This is a genomic window from Pseudomonas sp. NPDC087804 (assembly GCF_044742965.1).
Lineage (GTDB): Bacteria > Pseudomonadota > Gammaproteobacteria > Pseudomonadales > Pseudomonadaceae > Aquipseudomonas > Aquipseudomonas rustica.
Window position 1 is genome coordinate 1 of record NZ_JBIUVN010000031.1, and the last position, 18,832, is coordinate 18,832.

General features: G+C 58.1%; 18 protein-coding genes. 8 read left to right on the plus strand and 10 right to left on the minus strand.

The window, feature by feature from the left end:
- From ACIOMO_RS24355 to sdhC, 3 genes are all read right to left on the minus strand, one after another.
- Nucleotides 1–672, minus strand: a 672-nt coding sequence (locus ACIOMO_RS24355) for an FAD-dependent oxidoreductase (RefSeq protein ID WP_401244037.1), incomplete at its 3' end; no start/stop codon positions are given.
- Between the two features lie 3 nt (nt 673–675).
- Nucleotides 676–1,044: a succinate dehydrogenase, hydrophobic membrane anchor protein gene (gene sdhD / locus ACIOMO_RS24360; RefSeq protein WP_003222999.1), complete on the minus strand. Its 369-nt coding sequence runs from the start codon at nt 1,042–1,044 to the stop codon at nt 676–678.
- On the minus strand, nt 1,038–1,412 hold the full coding sequence (gene sdhC / locus ACIOMO_RS24365) for a succinate dehydrogenase, cytochrome b556 subunit (protein WP_016773673.1): 375 nt from the start codon (nt 1,410–1,412) through the stop codon (nt 1,038–1,040). Before sdhC ends, sdhD begins: the two co-directional genes overlap by 7 nt.
- Before the next feature lie 363 nt (nt 1,413–1,775).
- Here sdhC and gltA point away from each other — a divergent pair, with 363 nt between their 5' ends.
- A complete protein-coding gene (gltA, locus tag ACIOMO_RS24370; RefSeq protein ID WP_007919904.1) occupies nt 1,776–3,065 on the plus strand; it encodes a citrate synthase in 1,290 nt (429 codons plus the stop codon).
- Nucleotides 3,066–4,100: 1,035 nt separating this feature from the next.
- On the opposite strand, the gene ACIOMO_RS24375 is transcribed toward gltA, so the two are convergent.
- From ACIOMO_RS24375 to ACIOMO_RS24385, 3 genes are all read right to left on the minus strand, one after another.
- Nucleotides 4,101–5,759 carry a cation acetate symporter gene (locus ACIOMO_RS24375; protein ID WP_053118483.1) on the minus strand — a complete coding sequence of 553 codons (1,659 nt, stop codon included), beginning with the start codon at nt 5,757–5,759 and terminating at the stop codon, nt 4,101–4,103.
- The gene (locus tag ACIOMO_RS24380) at nt 5,756–6,067 is read right to left on the minus strand and encodes a DUF485 domain-containing protein (protein WP_016987516.1); all 312 of its coding nucleotides are present in this window, start codon (nt 6,065–6,067) and stop codon (nt 5,756–5,758) included. Before ACIOMO_RS24380 ends, ACIOMO_RS24375 begins: the two co-directional genes overlap by 4 nt.
- A 242-nt stretch (nt 6,068–6,309) precedes the next feature.
- Nucleotides 6,310–7,161, minus strand: a complete 852-nt coding sequence (locus ACIOMO_RS24385) for a glycine betaine ABC transporter substrate-binding protein (RefSeq protein WP_053118481.1) — start codon at nt 7,159–7,161, stop codon at nt 6,310–6,312.
- Between the two features lie 286 nt (nt 7,162–7,447).
- On the opposite strand from ACIOMO_RS24385, the gene ACIOMO_RS24390 reads away from it, so the two are divergent.
- A complete protein-coding gene (locus tag ACIOMO_RS24390) occupies nt 7,448–9,043 on the plus strand; it encodes a glycosyl hydrolase family 17 protein (RefSeq protein ID WP_401244039.1) in 1,596 nt (531 codons plus the stop codon).
- A gap of 81 nt (nt 9,044–9,124) precedes the next feature.
- On the opposite strand, the gene ACIOMO_RS24395 is transcribed toward ACIOMO_RS24390, so the two are convergent.
- On the minus strand, nt 9,125–9,481 hold the full coding sequence (locus ACIOMO_RS24395; RefSeq protein ID WP_401244041.1) for a hypothetical protein: 357 nt from the start codon (nt 9,479–9,481) through the stop codon (nt 9,125–9,127).
- 224 nt (nt 9,482–9,705) lie between these two features.
- Here ACIOMO_RS24395 and ACIOMO_RS24400 point away from each other — a divergent pair, with 224 nt between their 5' ends.
- Both ACIOMO_RS24400 and ACIOMO_RS24405 read left to right on the plus strand, forming a co-directional pair.
- Complete coding sequence (locus ACIOMO_RS24400) at nt 9,706–11,004, plus strand: serine/threonine protein kinase (RefSeq protein WP_053118475.1); 1,299 nt, start codon at nt 9,706–9,708, stop codon at nt 11,002–11,004.
- Complete coding sequence (locus tag ACIOMO_RS24405) at nt 10,997–11,785, plus strand: VacJ family lipoprotein (RefSeq protein WP_053118473.1); 789 nt, start codon at nt 10,997–10,999, stop codon at nt 11,783–11,785. The genes ACIOMO_RS24400 and ACIOMO_RS24405 overlap by 8 nt, the downstream gene beginning before the upstream one ends.
- A gap of 136 nt (nt 11,786–11,921) precedes the next feature.
- On the opposite strand, the gene ACIOMO_RS24410 is transcribed toward ACIOMO_RS24405, so the two are convergent.
- Nucleotides 11,922–12,836: a DUF808 domain-containing protein gene (locus ACIOMO_RS24410; RefSeq protein ID WP_053118471.1), complete on the minus strand. Its 915-nt coding sequence runs from the start codon at nt 12,834–12,836 to the stop codon at nt 11,922–11,924.
- A gap of 135 nt (nt 12,837–12,971) precedes the next feature.
- On the opposite strand from ACIOMO_RS24410, the gene ACIOMO_RS24415 reads away from it, so the two are divergent.
- Nucleotides 12,972–13,577, plus strand: coding sequence for a TetR/AcrR family transcriptional regulator (locus tag ACIOMO_RS24415; protein WP_150647094.1), 606 nt, complete (start codon nt 12,972–12,974; stop codon nt 13,575–13,577).
- 80 nt (nt 13,578–13,657) lie between these two features.
- On the opposite strand, the gene ACIOMO_RS24420 is transcribed toward ACIOMO_RS24415, so the two are convergent.
- Together ACIOMO_RS24420 and ACIOMO_RS24425 are read right to left on the minus strand one after the other, a co-directional pair.
- Nucleotides 13,658–14,116, minus strand: a complete 459-nt coding sequence (locus tag ACIOMO_RS24420; protein ID WP_401244044.1) for an REP-associated tyrosine transposase — start codon at nt 14,114–14,116, stop codon at nt 13,658–13,660.
- A 212-nt stretch (nt 14,117–14,328) separates the two neighbouring features.
- A complete protein-coding gene (locus tag ACIOMO_RS24425; RefSeq protein WP_053118462.1) occupies nt 14,329–14,769 on the minus strand; it encodes a heme-binding protein in 441 nt (146 codons plus the stop codon).
- 268 nt (nt 14,770–15,037) lie between these two features.
- On the opposite strand from ACIOMO_RS24425, the gene gcl reads away from it, so the two are divergent.
- The 3 genes from gcl (at nt 15,038) to ACIOMO_RS24440 (ending at nt 18,784) form a co-directional block, all read left to right on the plus strand.
- A complete protein-coding gene (gene gcl, locus ACIOMO_RS24430; protein WP_105709417.1) occupies nt 15,038–16,813 on the plus strand; it encodes a glyoxylate carboligase in 1,776 nt (591 codons plus the stop codon).
- Nucleotides 16,814–16,951: 138 nt separating this feature from the next.
- Entirely contained in the window at nt 16,952–17,734 is a 783-nt protein-coding gene (gene hyi / locus ACIOMO_RS24435; protein WP_159812681.1) for a hydroxypyruvate isomerase, read from the plus strand.
- A gap of 156 nt (nt 17,735–17,890) precedes the next feature.
- A complete protein-coding gene (locus ACIOMO_RS24440; RefSeq protein WP_007919937.1) occupies nt 17,891–18,784 on the plus strand; it encodes a 2-hydroxy-3-oxopropionate reductase in 894 nt (297 codons plus the stop codon).
- The last annotated feature ends 48 nt before the right edge of the window (nt 18,785–18,832 follow it).

Sequence of the window (18,832 nt, forward strand, 5' to 3'; positions counted from 1 at the left end):
GTCACCGGTGTTGATCAGGGCGTTGGTGGTGGACGCGTAGATACGACCTGCACAGCCGGTAGCCAATACGGTGGCTTTGGCGCGGATGTAGGTGGTTTCGCCGGTTTCGATGCAGATCGCGATCACACCGACGAAGTCGCCTTCCTGGTTTTTCACCAGATCGACAGCGTAGTACTCGTTCAGGAACGTGGTACCGGCTTTCAGGTTGCCCTGATAAAGGGTGTGCAGCAGCGCGTGACCGGTACGGTCGGAAGCGGCGCACGTACGGGCAGCCTGCCCGCCCTTGCCGTAATCCTTGGACTGGCCGCCGAACGGACGCTGGTAGATGCGGCCCTGTTCGGTACGCGAGAACGGCATGCCCATGTGGTCCAGCTCATAAACAGCAGCCGGGCCTTCCTGACACATGTATTCGATAGCGTCCTGGTCACCGATGTAGTCGGAACCCTTGACGGTATCGTACATGTGCCAGCGCCAGTCATCGTTCGGGTCAGCGGACGCGATTGCGCAAGTGATGCCGCCTTGAGCGGAAACAGTGTGCGAACGGGTCGGGAAAACCTTGGTGATCACGGCAGTCTTGTGACCGCCCTGTGCCAGTTGCAGCGCAGCGCGCATGCCGGCACCGCCACCACCAATAATGATGGCGTCGAAAGAAATCGTTGGAATGTTAGCCATGACTCAGATACCCCAGAGAATCTGCACACCCCAGACGAAGTAAGCGAACATCGCAACGCCGCATACTGCCTGGAAAAGGAAACGTATAGCCGTCGCGGACTTGCCGAACGCCATTGGCGTCAAGTAGTCAGTCGCGATGGTCCACATGCCGACCCAGGCGTGAGCGCCAAGGGCAACAAGGGCCAGGAGGCTGAAAATACGCATCCCGTTGTGGGCGAACAGTTCATGCCACTGGGCATACTCGAGGCCAGGGTGGGCCACGACGTATCCGATCAGGAAGATGAAGTAAGCCGCGAGAACGACCGCAGACACACGTTGCGCCATCCAGTCATAGAGGCCCGAACGCGAGAGGTTCGTGACGTTAGTTACCATATCCAAACTCCTGCCAGAACGATTACCACCACGGAAACGGCGATAACGATTTTCGAGCCCAGCTTGCCGCCTTCCAGCGTCTCACCGATGCCCATGTCCATGATCAAGTGGCGCACACCGGCTACCAAGTGATACAGCAGAGCGGACAGGATGCCCCAAATCACTAGCTTGGCTAGCGGACTGGTCAGACACGCTTTCACCTGACCGAAGCCTTCCTCGGAGCTCAGCGACTTGTCCAATGCGTAAAGCATGATGGCAAGGCACACGAAGAGGATGACACCGGAGATTCGGTGAAGAATGGACGTGTAAGCAGTGACTGGGAGTTTGATGGTCCTTAGGTCTAGGTTTACAGGTCGTTGGCTTTTCACGGCTTTTTTTTCACACTGAAGAGCCCCTAACAATCAGGGCAAAGTTGTTGGGGAGTGCACTGGTCAGGTAACCACCACCCAGGGATGCGACCCCCAATGAAAGCAAGCCCAAAAGCCCTTGGCGGTCGGTGGCCGAGTATAGACAGTTAGGCTACTAATGACAACGCAATCACCTACCCCCAATAGCTGATTGCACAAGTTGCATAAAAGGCGTAAATGGCAGGCAATTTCGAGGAAAAAGTGCGCTTAAAGCCTTCTGGAGCAAGACTTTAGGCAAATTGACATTCGAATTTATCTCACTATAGTGGTGCGGGCCCTGCGTGGGGGGTCTGTCTGATGGTTCAAGCATAAATAGGAGGCCACATGGCTGACAAAAAAGCGCAGTTGATCATCGAGGGCGCAGCCCCCGTCGAGCTGCCCATTTTAACCGGCACCGTTGGTCCCGATGTAATCGATGTTCGGGGCCTGACGGCCACGGGCCGCTTCACTTTCGACCCGGGTTTCATGTCGACCGCTTCGTGCGAATCGAAGATCACCTATATCGACGGCGACAACGGCATTCTGTTGCACCGCGGCTACCCGATCGAACAGCTGGCTGAAAAGTCGGACTACCTGGAAACCTGCTACCTGCTGCTCAACGGCGAATTGCCGACCGCAGAACAGAAGGCCCAGTTCGTCAGCACCGTGAAAAACCACACCATGGTTCACGAGCAGCTGAAAACCTTCTTCAACGGCTTCCGTCGCGACGCCCACCCAATGGCCGTCATGTGCGGTGTAGTCGGCGCCCTCTCGGCCTTCTACCACGACTCCCTCGACATCAATAACCCGCAGCATCGCGAAATCTCCGCGATCCGTCTGGTTGCCAAGATGCCGACCCTCGCAGCGATGGTTTACAAGTACTCCATGGGTCAACCCATGATGTACCCGCGCAACGACCTGACGTACGCGGAAAACTTCCTGCACATGATGTTCAACACCCCGTGCGAGATCAAACCGATCAGCCCGGTGCTCGCCAAGGCCATGGACCGGATTTTCATCCTCCATGCCGACCACGAGCAGAACGCATCGACTTCCACCGTACGTCTGGCAGGTTCTTCGGGTGCCAACCCGTTCGCCTGTATCGCCGCCGGTATCGCCGCACTGTGGGGCCCTGCTCACGGTGGTGCGAACGAAGCCGTTCTGACCATGCTGGATGAGATTGGCGATGTGTCGAACATCGACAAGTTCATCGCCAAGGCCAAGGACAAGAACGATCCGTTCAAGCTGATGGGCTTCGGTCACCGCGTTTACAAGAACCGCGACCCTCGCGCGACTGTCATGAAGCAGACCTGTGACGAAGTGTTGAAGGAACTGGGCATTAATAATGATCCGCAACTCGAGCTGGCCATGCGCCTGGAAGAGATTGCGTTGACTGACCCGTACTTCATCGAGCGCTCGCTGTACCCGAACGTCGATTTCTACTCGGGGATTATCCTCAAGGCGATCGGCATTCCGACCAGCATGTTTACGGTGATTTTCGCGCTGGCACGTACTGTTGGCTGGATTTCGCACTGGAAAGAGATGCTTTCGAGCCCGTACAAGATTGGCCGTCCGCGCCAGTTGTACACTGGCTACGAGTCGCGTGATATTTCCAAGCTGGAAGATCGCAAATAAGACCTGTCTTGCGATAACGTCTTAAGTTGTACCGGGAACGGCCTCTATTTATATAGGGGCCGTTTTTGTTTGTTTGGTCTCAGCGGCCTGTGGGCCGACTGGATTTGAGGGTTGGGTGTATATCCGTTTTTGCGGGTGCTGCCGCTGGCGGTTTCGCTCTTACAGCGAGTCCCTTTTTCAAACGCCAAAAAGGAACCAAAAGGCTTTGCCCCTGGCGTACGGCACTTCGCTGAGGCTCAGTGTTCCCTCGCTACGGTGTCCATCCGGGGGCATCGCCTACGGTTTGCTTCGCTGCACCTCCTCTCGATGTGTTCGACTTCGTCGAACGGCGCTGCGCGCCTACCCCCTGATGAACACCTCCGCTCGGCCTGCCGATGGGGCAAAAGATCAAAAGCCAAAGCCAGATCAAAATCAACTGCCCCTCACCCTAACCCTCTCCCAGAGGGAGAGGGGACTGACCGAGGTGTTTGGGAGAAAGACGCCGACTTGAAATACCGCGTCGAACTCAGACTTTGAAAGGCTCACAAATCGGCTCCCTCTCCCTCGGGAGAGGGCTGGGGTGAGGGGCAAGAGCACCACAAAAACTAAAACCGTGCGCGCTGTGCTCTTCACCACTCAATAGGCCGAGTGTCAGCTCGCCTGCTCTTGATCTTGACCCACGAGCGACGTCGGAAGGCTGAGTGGAGGGATTGATCCGGGGGTGGGAGCGCAGCGACCGTTTGGCGCAGCCAAACACAGCGAGAGGAGGTGCAGCGAAGCAAACCGTAGGCGCTGCGCCCGGATCGATCCCGCAGCGAAGGAACCCCGAGCCCCAGCGAGCGGGCCGCACGCAGGAGCAAGCGTTTTTTGCTTACTTTTTTTGGCGTTTGAAAAAAAGTGAGTCGCCGTCAGGGCGAAACCCAAAGCCGCCGTTACCGCAGCAACGGATATTCACCCAATCAAAAAAAACACACCAAAGTCCGATAACCGCCCACAAAAAATGCCCCGATCTCTCAACCGGGGCATTCAGCACAACATTACCAAACCATCAAACCATCAGTGAGAAACCGCCCCACTCGCCCCCAACCCAGTCTGCGAACGCACAAACTGCGGGAAGAACAGCGCACGTTCTTTGTCCGCCGCCGCCGACTTATCCGTAATCGAGAAGAACCAAATACCCACAAAGGCAATGATCATCGAAAACAGCGCCGGATACTCGTAAGGGAAGATCGCCTTCTCATGATGCAGAATCTGCACCCAGATGGTTGGGCCAAGGATCATCAGGCCAACAGCACTGATCAACCCCAACCAGCCGCCAATCATCGCGCCACGAGTGGTCAGCTTCTTCCAGTACATCGAAAGCAACAGCACCGGGAAGTTACAGCTCGCCGCGATCGAGAACGCCAGGCCCACCATGAACGCAATGTTCTGACTTTCGAACAAAATACCCAGGCCAATCGCCAACACCGCCAAAGCAATGGTGGTGATCTTCGACACACGAATCTCGTCCTTCTCGTTCGCCTTGCCCTTCTTGATCACGCTAGCGTACAGGTCGTGAGACACCGCCGAAGCACCGGCCAGGGTCAGACCCGCCACAACCGCCAGAATGGTCGCAAACGCTACCGCCGAGATAAAGCCGAGGAAGATGCTGCCGCCGACCGCGTTGGCCAAGTGCACCGCCGCCATGTTGTTGCCGCCCAACAGCGCGCCAGCAGCATCTTTGAAGGCCGGGTTGGTGCTGACCAGCAGGATCGCGCCGAAGCCGATGATGAAGGTCAGGATGTAGAAGTAGCCGATAAAGCCAGTCGCGTACAACACGCTCTTACGTGCTTCTTTTGCGTCACTCACGGTGAAGAAGCGCATCAGAATGTGTGGCAGGCCAGCGGTACCGAACATCAGCGCCAGACCCAGGGAGAAGGCCGAAATCGGATCCTTGACCAGACCGCCCGGGCTCATGATCGCTTCGCCTTTGGCGTGAACCTTGATCGCCTCGGAGAACAGCGTGTTGAAGTCGAAGCCGACATGCTTCATGACCATCAGCGCCATGAACGAGGCACCGGACAGCAGCAGCACAGCCTTGATGATCTGCACCCAAGTGGTCGCCAGCATGCCGCCAAACAGCACGTACATGCACATCAGCACGCCGACCAGAATCACTGCAACGTGGTAATCGAGGCCGAACAACAGCTGGATCAGCTTACCGGCACCGACCATTTGCGCGATCAGGTAGAACGCCACCACCACCAGCGAACCGCAGGCAGACAGGGTGCGAATCTGGGTTTGCCCGAGGCGGTAGGACGCCACGTCGGCAAAGGTGTATTTACCCAGGTTACGCAGACGCTCAGCGATCAGGAACAGAATGATCGGCCAGCCCACCAGGAAGCCGATCGAGTAGATCAGGCCGTCGTAGCCGGAGGTGAACACCAGCGCGGAAATCCCCAGGAAGGACGCCGCCGACATGTAGTCACCGGCAATCGCCAGACCGTTCTGGAAACCGGTGATCTTGCCACCCGCCGCATAGTAGTCGGCGGCCGAGTTGTTTTTCTTCGAGGCCCAGTAGGTGATGTACAGCGTGGCACCGACGAACGCCACGAACATCAGGATCGCAGGAATATTCAACGGCTGTTTGGCCACTTCACCCGTCAGCGCATCCGCCGCCCAGGCACCCGGTGCAAATGCTGCAACACTTAATAAAGCCAGTAGACGCCGGATCATTGCTGAGCCTCCTTGAGAATCGCATTGTTCAGGTCGTCAAACTCGCCATTGGCGCGGCGCACGTAGATACCGGTCAGGATGAAGGCAGACAGAATCAGGCCGACACCGATCGGGATACCCCAGGTAATGGATGATTCAGGACTGATCTTCGCGCCCAGAATATGCGGCCCGTAAGCAATCAGAAGGATGAATGCGGAGTAAAGCCCTAGCATGATTGCCGAGAGAATCCAGGCGAATCGTTCCCTTTTCTGTACCAGCTCCTTGAATCGGGGACTGTTTTGAATCGAGAGGTAAATGCTGTCGTTCATTGTTTTTATCCTCGCAGCACAAATTATTGTTGGAACATAGCTAATGTATGCGGCTGCGGGAGCGGGAACAGACGACCTTAGTAGTAGAACGCCATGACACTTTTGCCAATTTCCGGTACAGCACAAAACAACTGTAGGAGTGAGCCTGCTCGCGATGGCGTTATATCAGTCGATATTTTCATCAACTGACAGGACGCTATCGCGAGCAGGCTCACTCCTACAGGGGTACAGGGGTGTTGCGGTTATTTAGTCCAGTCAGCCACGCGATCCGGGTGTTTGGCCACCCAATCTTTCGCTGCGGCTTCAGGCTTGGCGCCGTCTTGAATCGCCAGCATCACTTCGCCGATTTCGTCTTTCGAAGCCCACTGGAAGTTCTTCAGGAACTTGGCCACTTCCGGTGCCTTGGCTTCCAGCCCTTTGCTGCCGATGCTGTTCACGGTTTCAGCCGCGCCGTACACACCTTTCGGGTCGTCGAGGAAGCGCAGTTTCCACTTGGCGAACATCCAGTGCGGCACCCAACCGGTGACGGCGATGGATTCGTTTTTCTTCTCGGCACGGGTCAGCTCGGCAATCATGCCGGCGCCGGAACTGGCTTTAAGGCTGTATTTGTCGAGGCCGTAATCCTTGATCGCTTGATCGGTCTTGAGCATCACGCCTGAACCGGCGTCGATGCCGACGATGCGGTTTTTGAAGGTGTCGTCGGTTTTCAGGTCTTCGATCGATTTGGCTTTGACGTACTCCGGCACGATCAGGCCGATTTTTGCATCCTTGAAGTTCGGGCCGTAATCGACGACCAGATCCTTGTTTTTCGTCCAGTATTCGCCGTGCGTTACTGGCAGCCAGGCCGAGAGCATGGCGTCGAGTTTGCCGGTGGCAACGCCCTGCCACATGATCCCGGTGGCGACGGCTTGCAGTTTCACGTCGTAGCCGAGTTTCTGTTTGATCACTTCGGCGGCTACGTGGGTGGTCGCCACGCTGTCGGACCAGCCGTCAACGTAACCGATGTTCAGGGTCTGCTTTTCTGCACTGGCGAAAGTGGAGCTCATCGCAAGCACCAGAGCAGCACTTGCGCCTAAAAGTCGTCGCATCTTCATCGTTACTTCCCCGAAATGCTGCGCCCGACGGATGACGGGCGGCGTCAACGTATTGTTATGGTGCACAGCGCCCCCATCACGCCCGACCGCAAACTCGCTGGAACATCAGTGGAGTGCTGATGCTTTGATCATCAACCTCACGCCCCTCGCGACCTGCTCTGTCAGCGACCTCAAGACAATAAGAAACGACATCAGAAGGCCATTAACTGCCTTCGAATAATTGGCGCCAGACAATCCGCCCGAACTTTGCATGTCAAAATCGTGCGGGCCACCAACCCCTCTATAAATGCAGGTAACATGCGTCGCTTTGCAGCCACTCGGCCCGACCATGTCCGCGACGTCCCGCTTCCCCTTCCCTGCTTATTTATTCGCCTGCCTGCTTGGGCTGTTTGCGCTCGGCGGCTTCTGGTATGGCCTCGGCCAACCGGTGATTCTGCCGGACGCCGCGACGCCGACGCACAAGCTGCAATGCGCGTCCTATACGCCGTTCGATAAGGATCAGTCGCCGTTCGACGTGCCGTTCAAACTGCGCCCGGAGCGCATGGACGCTGACCTCGCGCTGCTGGCGACACGTTTTGAATGCATTCGCACCTACTCGATGACGGGCCTCGAAGCGTTGCCGGATCTGGCGCGCAAACACGGTCTGAAATTGATGATCGGCGCGTGGGTCAACAGCAACCCGGTCGACACTGAAAAGGAAGTCGACCTGCTGATCAAATCGGCCAACGCCAACCCGGACGTGGTCAGCGCGGTGATCGTCGGCAACGAAGCGCTGCTGCGCAAAGAAGTCACCGGCGCGCAACTGGCCCGACTGATCAACAAGGTCAAAAGCCAGGTCAAGCAACCGGTCACGTACGCCGATGTCTGGGAGTTCTGGCTCAAGCACCCGGAAGTCGCGCCGGCGGTGGATTTCCTGACCATTCATTTGCTGCCGTACTGGGAAGATGATCCGTCGAACATCGATGCCGCCCTGCAACACGTGGCGGATGTGCGCCGCGTGTTCGGCAACAAGTTCGCGCCGAAGGACGTGATGATTGGCGAAACCGGTTGGCCGAGCGAAGGCCGTCAGCGCGAGACCGCCCTGCCGAGCCGGGTCAACGAGGCCAAATTCATTCGTGGTTTTGTCGCGATGGCCGAAAAAGAAGGCTGGCATTACAACCTGATCGAAGCGTTTGACCAGCCGTGGAAACGTGGCAGTGAAGGCGCTGTCGGCGGGTATTGGGGTCTGTTTGATGCGGATCGTCAGGACAAAGGCGTGCTCGCCGGGCCGGTGACCAATGTGCCGTACTGGAAAGAATGGCTGGCGGTCGGTGGTTTGATTTTCCTCGGCACTTTGCTGCTGGGCGGACGCGTTCGCAGTACGCGCGCTGCACTGGTGTTGCCACTGCTGGGCGCCCTCGCCGCGTGTTCGATTGGCGCATGGGGCGATCTGGCGCGCGTGACCACGCGGTTTACCAGTGAATGGCTGTGGGTTGGTTTGCTGACGGCGCTGAATTTGTTGGTGCTGACGCATGCGGCGCTGACGCTGAGTGTGCGGACGGGATGGCGTGAACGGGCATTCAATCTGCTGGAGCGTCGCGCGGGCTGGCTGGTCGCGGCGGCAGGGTTTGCCGCAGCGGTGATGATGCTGGAGATGGTCTTCGACGCGCGTTATCGCAGCTTTGCGAGCATGGCGTTTGTGTTGCCGGCGCTGGTTTACCTGTGCCGCCCGGTGAGCGTGCCACGTCGGGAGATTGCCTTGCTGGCGTTTATCATCGGCGCGGGGATTGCGCCGCAGTTGTATGTGGAAGGTTTGCAGAATCAGCAGGCTTGGGGCTGGGCGTTGGTGAGCGGGTTGATGGTAGCGGCTCTTTGGCGCTGCCTGCGGGTTCGCAGAGGCTGAAGATCAAAAGATCGCAGCCTTCGGCAGCTCCTACAAGGTGTACGTCATCCCAATGTAGGAGCTGCCGCAGGCTGCGATCTTTTACGCTCTGACCAACCGTAACCCGGCAATCACCAGCGCAAACACCGCCAACGTGGTGTTGTACAACGCCAGCGCCGGCAATCCGGCCACCAGCGCCAACACCGCCAGCCACCACCCTGCCCGCCCGGGCACGACAAAACCGATCAGCGCCGCACCCAGTGCCGTCCAGCCCAGCACCTTGAAATGAATCATCAAACCAAGGTTCGAGCGCACCTGGCATTCCCAACGGCTGGCCTCATCCACACAGATGCCCACCCATTTGCCGTCTTCCATAAAGCCATAACGCGCGCCATAGCTGGCGGCCAGCCATAGCGGCAACAAAACAAGCAGCAAAATCCAGGGCAAGCGGCGGGACATGAAGCACTCCAATCTTCGGAAATCGGCGGCCAGCTTAATCTGCCTTCAATACTTCGCAAGCGATAACAACTGTTAACTGTTCATCAAGGGCGTGCAAAGTGTATCGTCCAGCTACTATTACTCCGAATTCTGCCTGTTTGGTGCCGCTGCATGGCACTTTGGCGCAAACCCGGTGGTCATAGCCTGCGAACTTCATTCGGCACCTTCCTCTAAGGGATCTAGTCATGCTCCGTTCCTTGCGCTTCGCCGCGCTGTTCAGCGGCCTTATTTTGAGTGCGTCCGCACTGGCGGTGGATATCGACCCCGCCAGCTATGGCTACCCCCTCACCAACCCGTTTGAGGCGACTATCGCCACCACCCCGCCGGATTTGCGTCCGGAGCTGCCGCTGGATGACGACATCGATCAGTCCGATCGCAGCCTCACATTGCGCCCGGAGCGTGAATTCATTCTGCCGGACAACTTCTGGGCGGTGAAAAAGCTCACCTACCGCATCGCCACCCAGGACAAACCGGCCCCGCTGATCTTCCTGATCGCCGGCACCGGCGCGCGCTATGACAGCACGCTCAACGAATACCTGAAAAAGCTCTACTACAAGGCCGGCTACCACGTTGTGCAGTTGTCGTCGCCGACCAGTTTCGACTTCATCAGCGCCGCCTCACGTTTTGCCACCCCCGGCATTACCAAGGACGATGCCGAAGACATGTACCGGGTCATGCAGGCCGTGCGGGCGCAGAACCCGAAACTGCCGGTGACCGAGTATTACCTGACCGGTTACAGCCTCGGCGCATTGGACGCAGCCTTCGTCGCGCACCTGGACGAAACCCGCCGCAGCTTCAACTTCAAGAAAGTCCTGCTGCTCAACCCGCCGGTCAACCTTTACACCTCGATCAGCAACCTCGACAAGCTGGTACAGACCGAAGTGAAAGGCATCAACAACAGCACCACGTTCTATGAACTGGTGCTGAACAAGTTGACCCGCTACTTCCAGCAGAAAGGCTACATCGATCTCAACGATGCGCTGCTCTATGATTTCCAGCAGTCCAAGCAGCATTTGACCAACGAGCAGATGGCGATGTTGATCGGCACCTCGTTCCGCTTCTCGGCCGCCGACATCGCGTTCACCTCGGACTTGATCAATCGTCGTGGTCTGATCACCCCGCCGAAAACCGAGATCACCGAAGGCACCAGCCTCACGCCGTACCTCAAGCGTGCGCTGCAGTGCGACTTCGAATGCTACCTGACCGATCAAGTGATTCCGATGTGGCGCGCGCGTACTGACGGCGGCAGCCTGCTGCAACTGGTCGATCAGGCCAGCCTGTATGCGCTCAAGGATTACCTGCATGACAGCCCGAAAATCGCCGTGATGCACAACGCCGACGACGTGATCCTCGGCCCGGGCGACCTCGGTTTCCTGCGCAAGACCTTCGGCGACCGCCTGACCGTTTATCCATTGGGCGGCCATTGCGGCAACATTAACTACCGCGTCAACAGCGACGCCATGCTGGAGTTCTTCCGTGGCTAAATATCTCCTGCTGGCGACAGCGTTACTCTGTGCAGGCGTGGCTCAGGCCGACAACAGCAAAGCCAATGCACCGGTGGTGGTCGACAGTGACGGCTTCAAGGAGCCGCTGTCGAAACTGAAATTCAATCCGGGTCTGGATCAGCGCGAATTCGAGCGTTCGACGCTCAACGCGCTGAACGTCTACGACCCGCTGGAATCGTGGAACCGCCGCGTTTACCACTTCAACTACCGCTTCGACGAATGGGTGTTCCTGCCGGTGGTCGACGGTTATCGCTACGTGACGCCGAGCTTCGTGCGCACCGGCGTGAGCAACTTCTTCAACAACCTCGGTGACGTGCCGAACCTGATCAACAGCTTGCTGCAGTTCAAGGGCCAGCGTTCGATGGAAACCACCGCGCGCCTGCTGTTCAACACCACGATCGGCATCGGCGGTCTGTGGGATCCGGCGACCGCCATGGGCCTGCCGCGCCAGAGCGAAGACTTCGGTCAGACCCTCGGTTTCTACGGCGTACCGGGCGGTGCCTACTTCGTGCTGCCAATCCTCGGCCCATCGAACATCCGCGACACCGCCGGCCTCGCCGTGGACTACACCGCCGAATCGGCGATCAACTTCCTCAACGTTTCGGAAGTCAGCTCCGACCACCCGGAAGTCTGGGCCCTGCGCGCCGTCGACAAGCGCTACCAGACCAGCTTCCGTTACGGCCAGATGAACTCGCCGTTCGAGTACGAGAAAGTGCGTTACGTGTACACCGAAGCACGCAAGCTGCAGATCGCCGAATAGTTTTCGGCGGGTACAAAAAAGGGCCATTCGATGCGAGTCGAATGGCCCTTTTTTTAGATCAAAGGATCGCAGCCTGCGGCAGCTCCTACATGGGCATCGCGTACACCCTGTAGGAGCTGCCGAAGGTTGCGATCTTTCAGCCTTTAACAGATTTCCAGATTTTGCCGACGACGGAAACCACCGCCAGCACCACTGCCCCGGCAATAATCCCCGCCACGCCATTCAGCAACATCGGCACCGCAAACCCGGCCCCACCGGCCGCCGCGCCCACACCTTCAATCCAGTGATGCACCACCGGCACGCCGTGAGTAAGGATGCCGCCGCCAACCAAAAACATCGCCGCCGTACCGACCACCGACAAGGTTTTCATCATGTACGGCGCCGCGCTCAGAATGCCGCTGCCGATTTTCTTGGCTGCCTGCCCAGGCTTCTGCGTCAGCCACAAACCGAGGTCGTCGAGTTTGACGATGCCCGCCACCAACCCGTAAACGCCAACAGTCATGACGATAGCGATGCCCGACATCACGACCACTTGCTGAGTCAGCGACGCATCCGCCACGGTGCCGAGGGTGATCGCGATGATTTCTGCCGAGAGGATGAAATCCGTGCGGATCGCACCCTTGATCTTGTCCTTCTCGTAGGCAACCAGATCGGTCGCAGGATCAGCCACTGCTTCCTTCAGTTGCGCATGCTCGGTGTCGTCTTCAGCCTTGCTGTGCAGAAATTTATGCGCAAGTTTTTCGAAACCCTCGAAGCACAGGTAAGCACCGCCGACCATCAACAGCGGCGTCACCAGCCACGGCACGAACGCACTGATCGCCAGCGCCGACGGCACCAGGATCAGTTTGTTGACGAACGAACCCTTCGCTACCGCCCAGACCACCGGAATTTCCCGCTCGGCACGCACACCGGAGACTTGCTGGGCATTCAGCGCCAGATCATCGCCGAGCACGCCCGCGGTCTTCTTGGCGGCCATTTTGGTCATCAAGGCAACGTCGTCCAGAACGGTGGCGATGTCATCGATCAGCACCAGCAAACTGCTTCCTGCCATGAATCCTGTTTCCTTTTATGTATGAATGTTGCGAAGCATAACGCGACCATAGACCACGCGGTGCATTCTTGAGCGCTGCGCGAGGCCGGTGCTACCATGCGCAACCGCCAGAACAGGCAAGGAACCACCGGGTTTATGAGCACAATCCGCGAGCGCAACAAAGAACTGATCCTGCGTGCCGCCAGTGAGGAGTTTGCCGACAAGGGCTTCGCTGCGACCAAAACCAGCGACATCGCCGCCAAGGCGGGATTGCCCAAGCCCAACGTCTACTACTACTTCAAGTCCAAGGAAAACCTTTACCGCGAGGTACTGGAAAGCATCATCGTGCCGATTTTGCAGGCCTCGACCCCGTTCAATCCGGACGGCGTTCCGAGCGAAGTGCTGAGCGGCTACATCCGCTCGAAGATCCGCATCTCCCGCGATCTGCCGTTCGCCTCGAAAGTGTTCGCCAGCGAAATCATGCACGGCGCCCCACACCTGAGCGCCGACCTGGTCGAACAGCTCAACGGCCAGGCCAAGCACAACATCGACTGCATCCAGAGCTGGATCGACCGCGGCCAGATCGCCCCGATCGACCCTAATCACCTGATGTTTAGCATCTGGGCCGCGACCCAGACTTACGCCGACTTCGACTGGCAGATTTCTGCGGTGACGGGGAAGGAGAAGCTGGATGAGGCGGATTACGAAGCGGCGGCGCAGACGATAATCCGGTTGGTGTTGAAGGGGTGTGAACCGGACTGATGCTATCGCGAGCAGGCTCGCTCCCACAGGTCCAAATGTAGGAGTGAGCCTGCTCGCGATCGAGGCACCACGGTTCCGGCTCAAACCCAAATCGCATCCCACAGTGGATAGTCACCAAGCTTTTCCACCAAGCCAGCCCGCAATGGGTTGGCCACCACATACCGCGCCATTTTCACTAAATCCTCCTCCTGCCTTAATGCCCGGTCATGAAACCCTCTCTGCCAGAGAGGACTGCAATCACCAGTGACCTGCCTCACCGCTTTAGTGCTCAGCGACTTGGTCTTTTGCATCAGCTCACTCAAAGATCCCTGCTGTAACTCAACCAACCAATGAAAATGATCTGGCATGACCACCCAAGCCAGAGAATTCGCCAGCCCGGAATTCTGCGCATTTCGAAATTGATCGACGACCAATCTGCCCAAGGGGAAGTCCTTGAAGATTGGTTTTCGCTGGTGCGTATTGGTGGTTAACAGGTAAATGCGACTGGCTTCGGCATAGCGTCCGACTCGCAATCGATGTGCCGCGGGTAGATCCGGCATTCCTTTGCCTCCCATGTTTAAGTCATGAGAAGGCTAGTTGTGGGGATTCAATTGGGGCGGGCAATCAGTTGGCAGGATGTGTCTGGGAGGTAGCTATCGCGAGCAGGCTCACTCCTACAGGGGATCTGGGGTGTTCAAACATTTTGTGTCTGAACACAAACCTATGTAGGAGTGAGCCTGCTCGCGATAGCGGCTATTCAATCAACGCAGATTCAAGCAGCCACCCCCGCATCCGCCCGCAACTCCAGCGCCTCCACTGCTTTAATCGCCACTTGCTCATCGATATCCGACAGATCGCCGCTGATGCCGATCGCTCCCAGCACATTCCCCGCCTGATCACGAATCAACACACCGCCCGGTGCCGGCACGACGCTGCCCTGGCCCATGCTGTTGAGCGCGGCAATAAAGGCCGGGCGTTGTTGCGCGTCGAGTGCGAGCAGGCGCGAGCCTTTACCCAGGGCAATCGCGCCCCAGGCTTTGCCGATGGCGATTTGTGGGCGGAGCAGGCTGGCGCCGTCTTCGCGTTGCAGGGTCACCAGGTGGCCGCCGGTGTCGAGTACTGCGATGGTCAGGGGTGCGGCGTTGATGCCGCGCCCTGCGTTGATGGCCTCGTTGACCAGTTTGACTGCGACTTTCAAGGTTAAAGCGCTCATGGTGCCGTCCTCATTTTGTTATAGGGAAAGTCGTGGGCCTGCGGTTTTGTGCCGCAGTCCGATGCAACAAATAGAACACAATGAATTATTTTTTTGTATACAATAATTCTCGAAAAGCGCCACATGCGACGAAAAGCCACAGTCATAAAGGCTTCCGACGAATGAAACAGGCGCTTGAGAAAATGGATTGACCTGCGCCGTCCGCCGTGAATACACTCTGCGCAAAGCCACTTGTATACAATTACAAAACGTAAAGAGGCACAAAACCATGAGCAAAATGAGAGCAATCGAAGCCGCCGTTCTGGTGATGCGCCGTGAAGGGGTTGATACCGCTTTTGGCATCCCGGGCGCTGCCATCAACCCGCTGTACTCCGCCTTGCAGAAAGTCGGTGGCATCGATCACGTCCTTGCTCGCCACGTCGAAGGCGCCTCGCACATGGCCGAGGGCTACACCCGCACTAAAGCCGGCAACATCGGCGTGTGCATCGGTACTTCCGGCCCTGCCGGTACCGACATGGTCACCGGGCTCTACAGCGCCTCGGCCGACTCGATTCCAATCCTCTGCATTACCGGCCAGGCACCCCGCGCCCGTATGCACAAGGAAGACTTCCAGGCTGTCGACATCACCAGCATCGTCAAGCCAGTCACCAAGTGGGCGACCACTGTTCTGGAACCAGGCCAGGTGCCTTACGCGTTCCAGAAAGCGTTTTTTGAAATGCGCTCCGGCCGTCCAGGCCCAGTGCTGATCGACCTGCCGTTCGACGTGCAGATGGCCGAAATCGAATTCGACATCGACGCTTACCAGCCGCTGCCATTGGCCAAACCGACCGCTACCCGCATTCAGGTCGAGAAGGCTTTGGCGCTGCTTGATCAGGCTGAGCGTCCACTGTTGGTAGCAGGCGGCGGCATCATCAACGCCGACGCCAGCGATCTGCTGGTTGAATTCGCTGAGCTGACCGGCATCCCGGTAATCCCGACCCTGATGGGCTGGGGCACCATCCCGGACGATCACCCGCTGATGGTCGGCATGGTCGGTCTGCAGACGTCGCACCGCTACGGCAACGCGACCATGCTGAAATCCGACGTGGTGTTGGGCATTGGTAACCGTTGGGCTAACCGCCACACCGGTTCGGTTGACGTTTACACCGAAGGCCGCAAGTTCATTCACGTCGACATCGAAGGCACGCAGATCGGTCGTGTGTTCACGCCGGATCTGGGCATCGTGTCCGACGCCGCTGCAGCACTGACCGTGTTCATCGAAGTGGCGCGTGAATGGCAAGCCGCCGGCAAGCTGAAAAACCGCAGTGCCTGGCTGCAAGATTGCCAGCAGCGCAAAGCCAGCCTGCACCGCAAGACCCACTTCGACAACGTGCCGGTGAAACCACAGCGCGTTTACGAAGAAATGAACCAGGTGTTCGGCAAGGACACCTGCTACGTCAGCACCATTGGTCTGTCGCAGATTGCCGGCGCGCAGTTCCTGCACGTCTACAAGCCGCGTCACTGGATCAACTGTGGCCAGGCCGGCCCGTTGGGCTGGACCATTCCGGCAGCGCTGGGCGTGGTGAAGGCCGATCCGAGCCGGAAAGTCGTGGCCCTGTCGGGGGACTATGACTTCCAGTTCATGATCGAAGAACTGGCGGTCGGCGCTCAGTTCAAACTGCCGTACATCCACGTCGTGGTGAACAACTCGTACCTGGGTCTGATCCGTCAGGCACAGCGCGGGTTCGAAATGGACTACTGCGTGCAGCTGTCCTTCGATAACCTGAACGCGCCGGAACTCAACGGTTACGGTGTTGACCACGTCGCAGTCGCTGAAGGCCTCGGCTGTAAAGCGCTGCGTGTGTTCGAACCATCGGAAATCGCCCCTGCCCTGCGCAAGGCCGAACAGATGATCGAAGAGTTCAAAGTGCCGGTGATCGTCGAGATCATTCTGGAGCGTGTGACCAACATCTCCATGGGTACCGAGATCAACGCCGTCAACGAATTCGAAGACCTGGCGCTGGTCGGCAACGATGCGCCAACGGCGATTTCGCTGCTCGATTAACTGCTGACCGCTGATCGTTCCCACGCTCTGCGTGGGAACGCAGCCCGGGACGCTCTGCGTCCCAAAGCGGACGCAGAGCGTCCATTGAGGCATTCCCACGCAGAGCGTGGGAACGAGAATCTAGAACGGGAGACCACCATGCCGCGTTTCGCAGCCAACCTGTCCATGCTGTTCACCGAACAGGATTTCCTTGCCCGTTTCGACGCCGCCGCCAAGGCTGGTTTCAGCGGTGTCGAGTACCTGTTCCCGTACGATTTCAGCTCTGCCGAAATCAAGGCCAAGCTCGACGCCAACGGTCTGACCCAAGTGCTGTTCAACCTGCCGGCCGGTGACTGGGCCAAGGGCGAGCGCGGTATCGCGTGTCTGCCTGATCGGGTTGAAGAGTTCCGCGCCGGTGTCGATCTGGCGATCGCTTACGCACAAGTGCTGGGCAACACCCAGATCAACTGCCTGGCCGGTATTCGTCCGCAAGGCGTTGATGACGTCACTGTGGAAAAAACCTTCGTTGCCAACCTGAAATACGCGGCTGACAAGCTGCAAGCGGCGGGCATCAAACTGGTGATGGAAGCGATCAACACCCGCGACATCCCGGGTTTCTACCTGAACAACACGGCGCAAGCCCTGTCGATTCGCGAACAGGTCGGCAGCGCCAATCTGTATCTGCAATACGACATCTATCACATGCAAATCATGGAAGGCGATCTGGCCCGCACCCTGCAATCGCATCTGGGCGAGATCAACCATGTGCAGCTCGCGGACAACCCGGGCCGCAACGAGCCGGGCACCGGTGAGATCAACTATCGGTTTCTGTTCGAACACCTCGACCGCATCGGTTATCAGGGTTGGGTGGGTTGCGAATACAAGCCGCTGACCACCACTGAAGCAGGCCTCGGCTGGCTGAAAACCCACAACGCAATCTGACGCAAATCCCCTGTAGGAGTGAGCCTGCTCGCGATGAATTCACCTCGGTACACCTGATGTACCTCAGCGCCTGCATCGCGAGCAGGCTCACTCCTACATAAAAGCAACAGCTTCCCCCTATTTGCTTGAGCAAGACAAAAACAAGAGGATTTTCTCATGGCTAAAATCGGATTTATCGGCACCGGCATCATGGGCCACCCAATGGCTTCGAACCTGCAGAAAGCCGGTCACAGCCTGTTCCTGTCGGCGCACCACGACGCCGCCCCGGCCGATCTGGTTGCCGCTGGCGCCGTCGCCCTGGCCAACCCGCGCGAAGTCGCGCAGGAAGCTGAATTCATCATCGTCATGGTGCCGGATACCCCGCAGGTAGACGACGTACTGTTCCGCGCTGACGGCGTTGCCGCTGGCCTGAGCAAAGGCAAAATCGTGATCGACATGAGCTCGATCTCGCCGACCGCCACCAAGGCCTTCGCGGCGAAGATCAACGAGAAAGGCGCGCAATACCTCGACGCACCGGTATCCGGTGGTGAAGTCGGCGCCAAAGCGGCGACCCTGAGCATCATGATCGGTGGCGACGCCGATGCCTTCGAACGCGCGCTGCCACTGTTCCAGGCCATGGGCAAAAACATCACCCTGGTCGGTGGCAATGGCGACGGTCAAACCGCCAAAGTCGCCAACCAGATCATCGTTGCCCTGAACATTCAGGCCGTCGCTGAAGCCCTGCTGTTCGCTTCGAAAAACGGCGCTGATCCCGCCAAGGTGCGTGAAGCACTGATGGGCGGTTTCGCGTCCTCGAAGATCCTTGAAGTGCACGGCGAGCGCATGATCAAAGGCACTTTCGATCCAGGCTTCCGCATCAGCCTGCACCAGAAAGACCTGAACCTGGCCCTGCAAGGCGCGAAAGAGCTGAACATCAACCTGCCAAACACCGCCAACGCCCAGCAAGTGTTCAGCACCTGCGCAGCGATCGGTGGCAGCAACTGGGATCACTCGGCGCTGATCAAAGGTCTGGAGCACATGGCCAACTTCTCGATTCGCGACAACAAATAAGCCCTGCACAAAACCCTGTGGGAGCGAGCCTGCTCGCGAAAGCGGTTG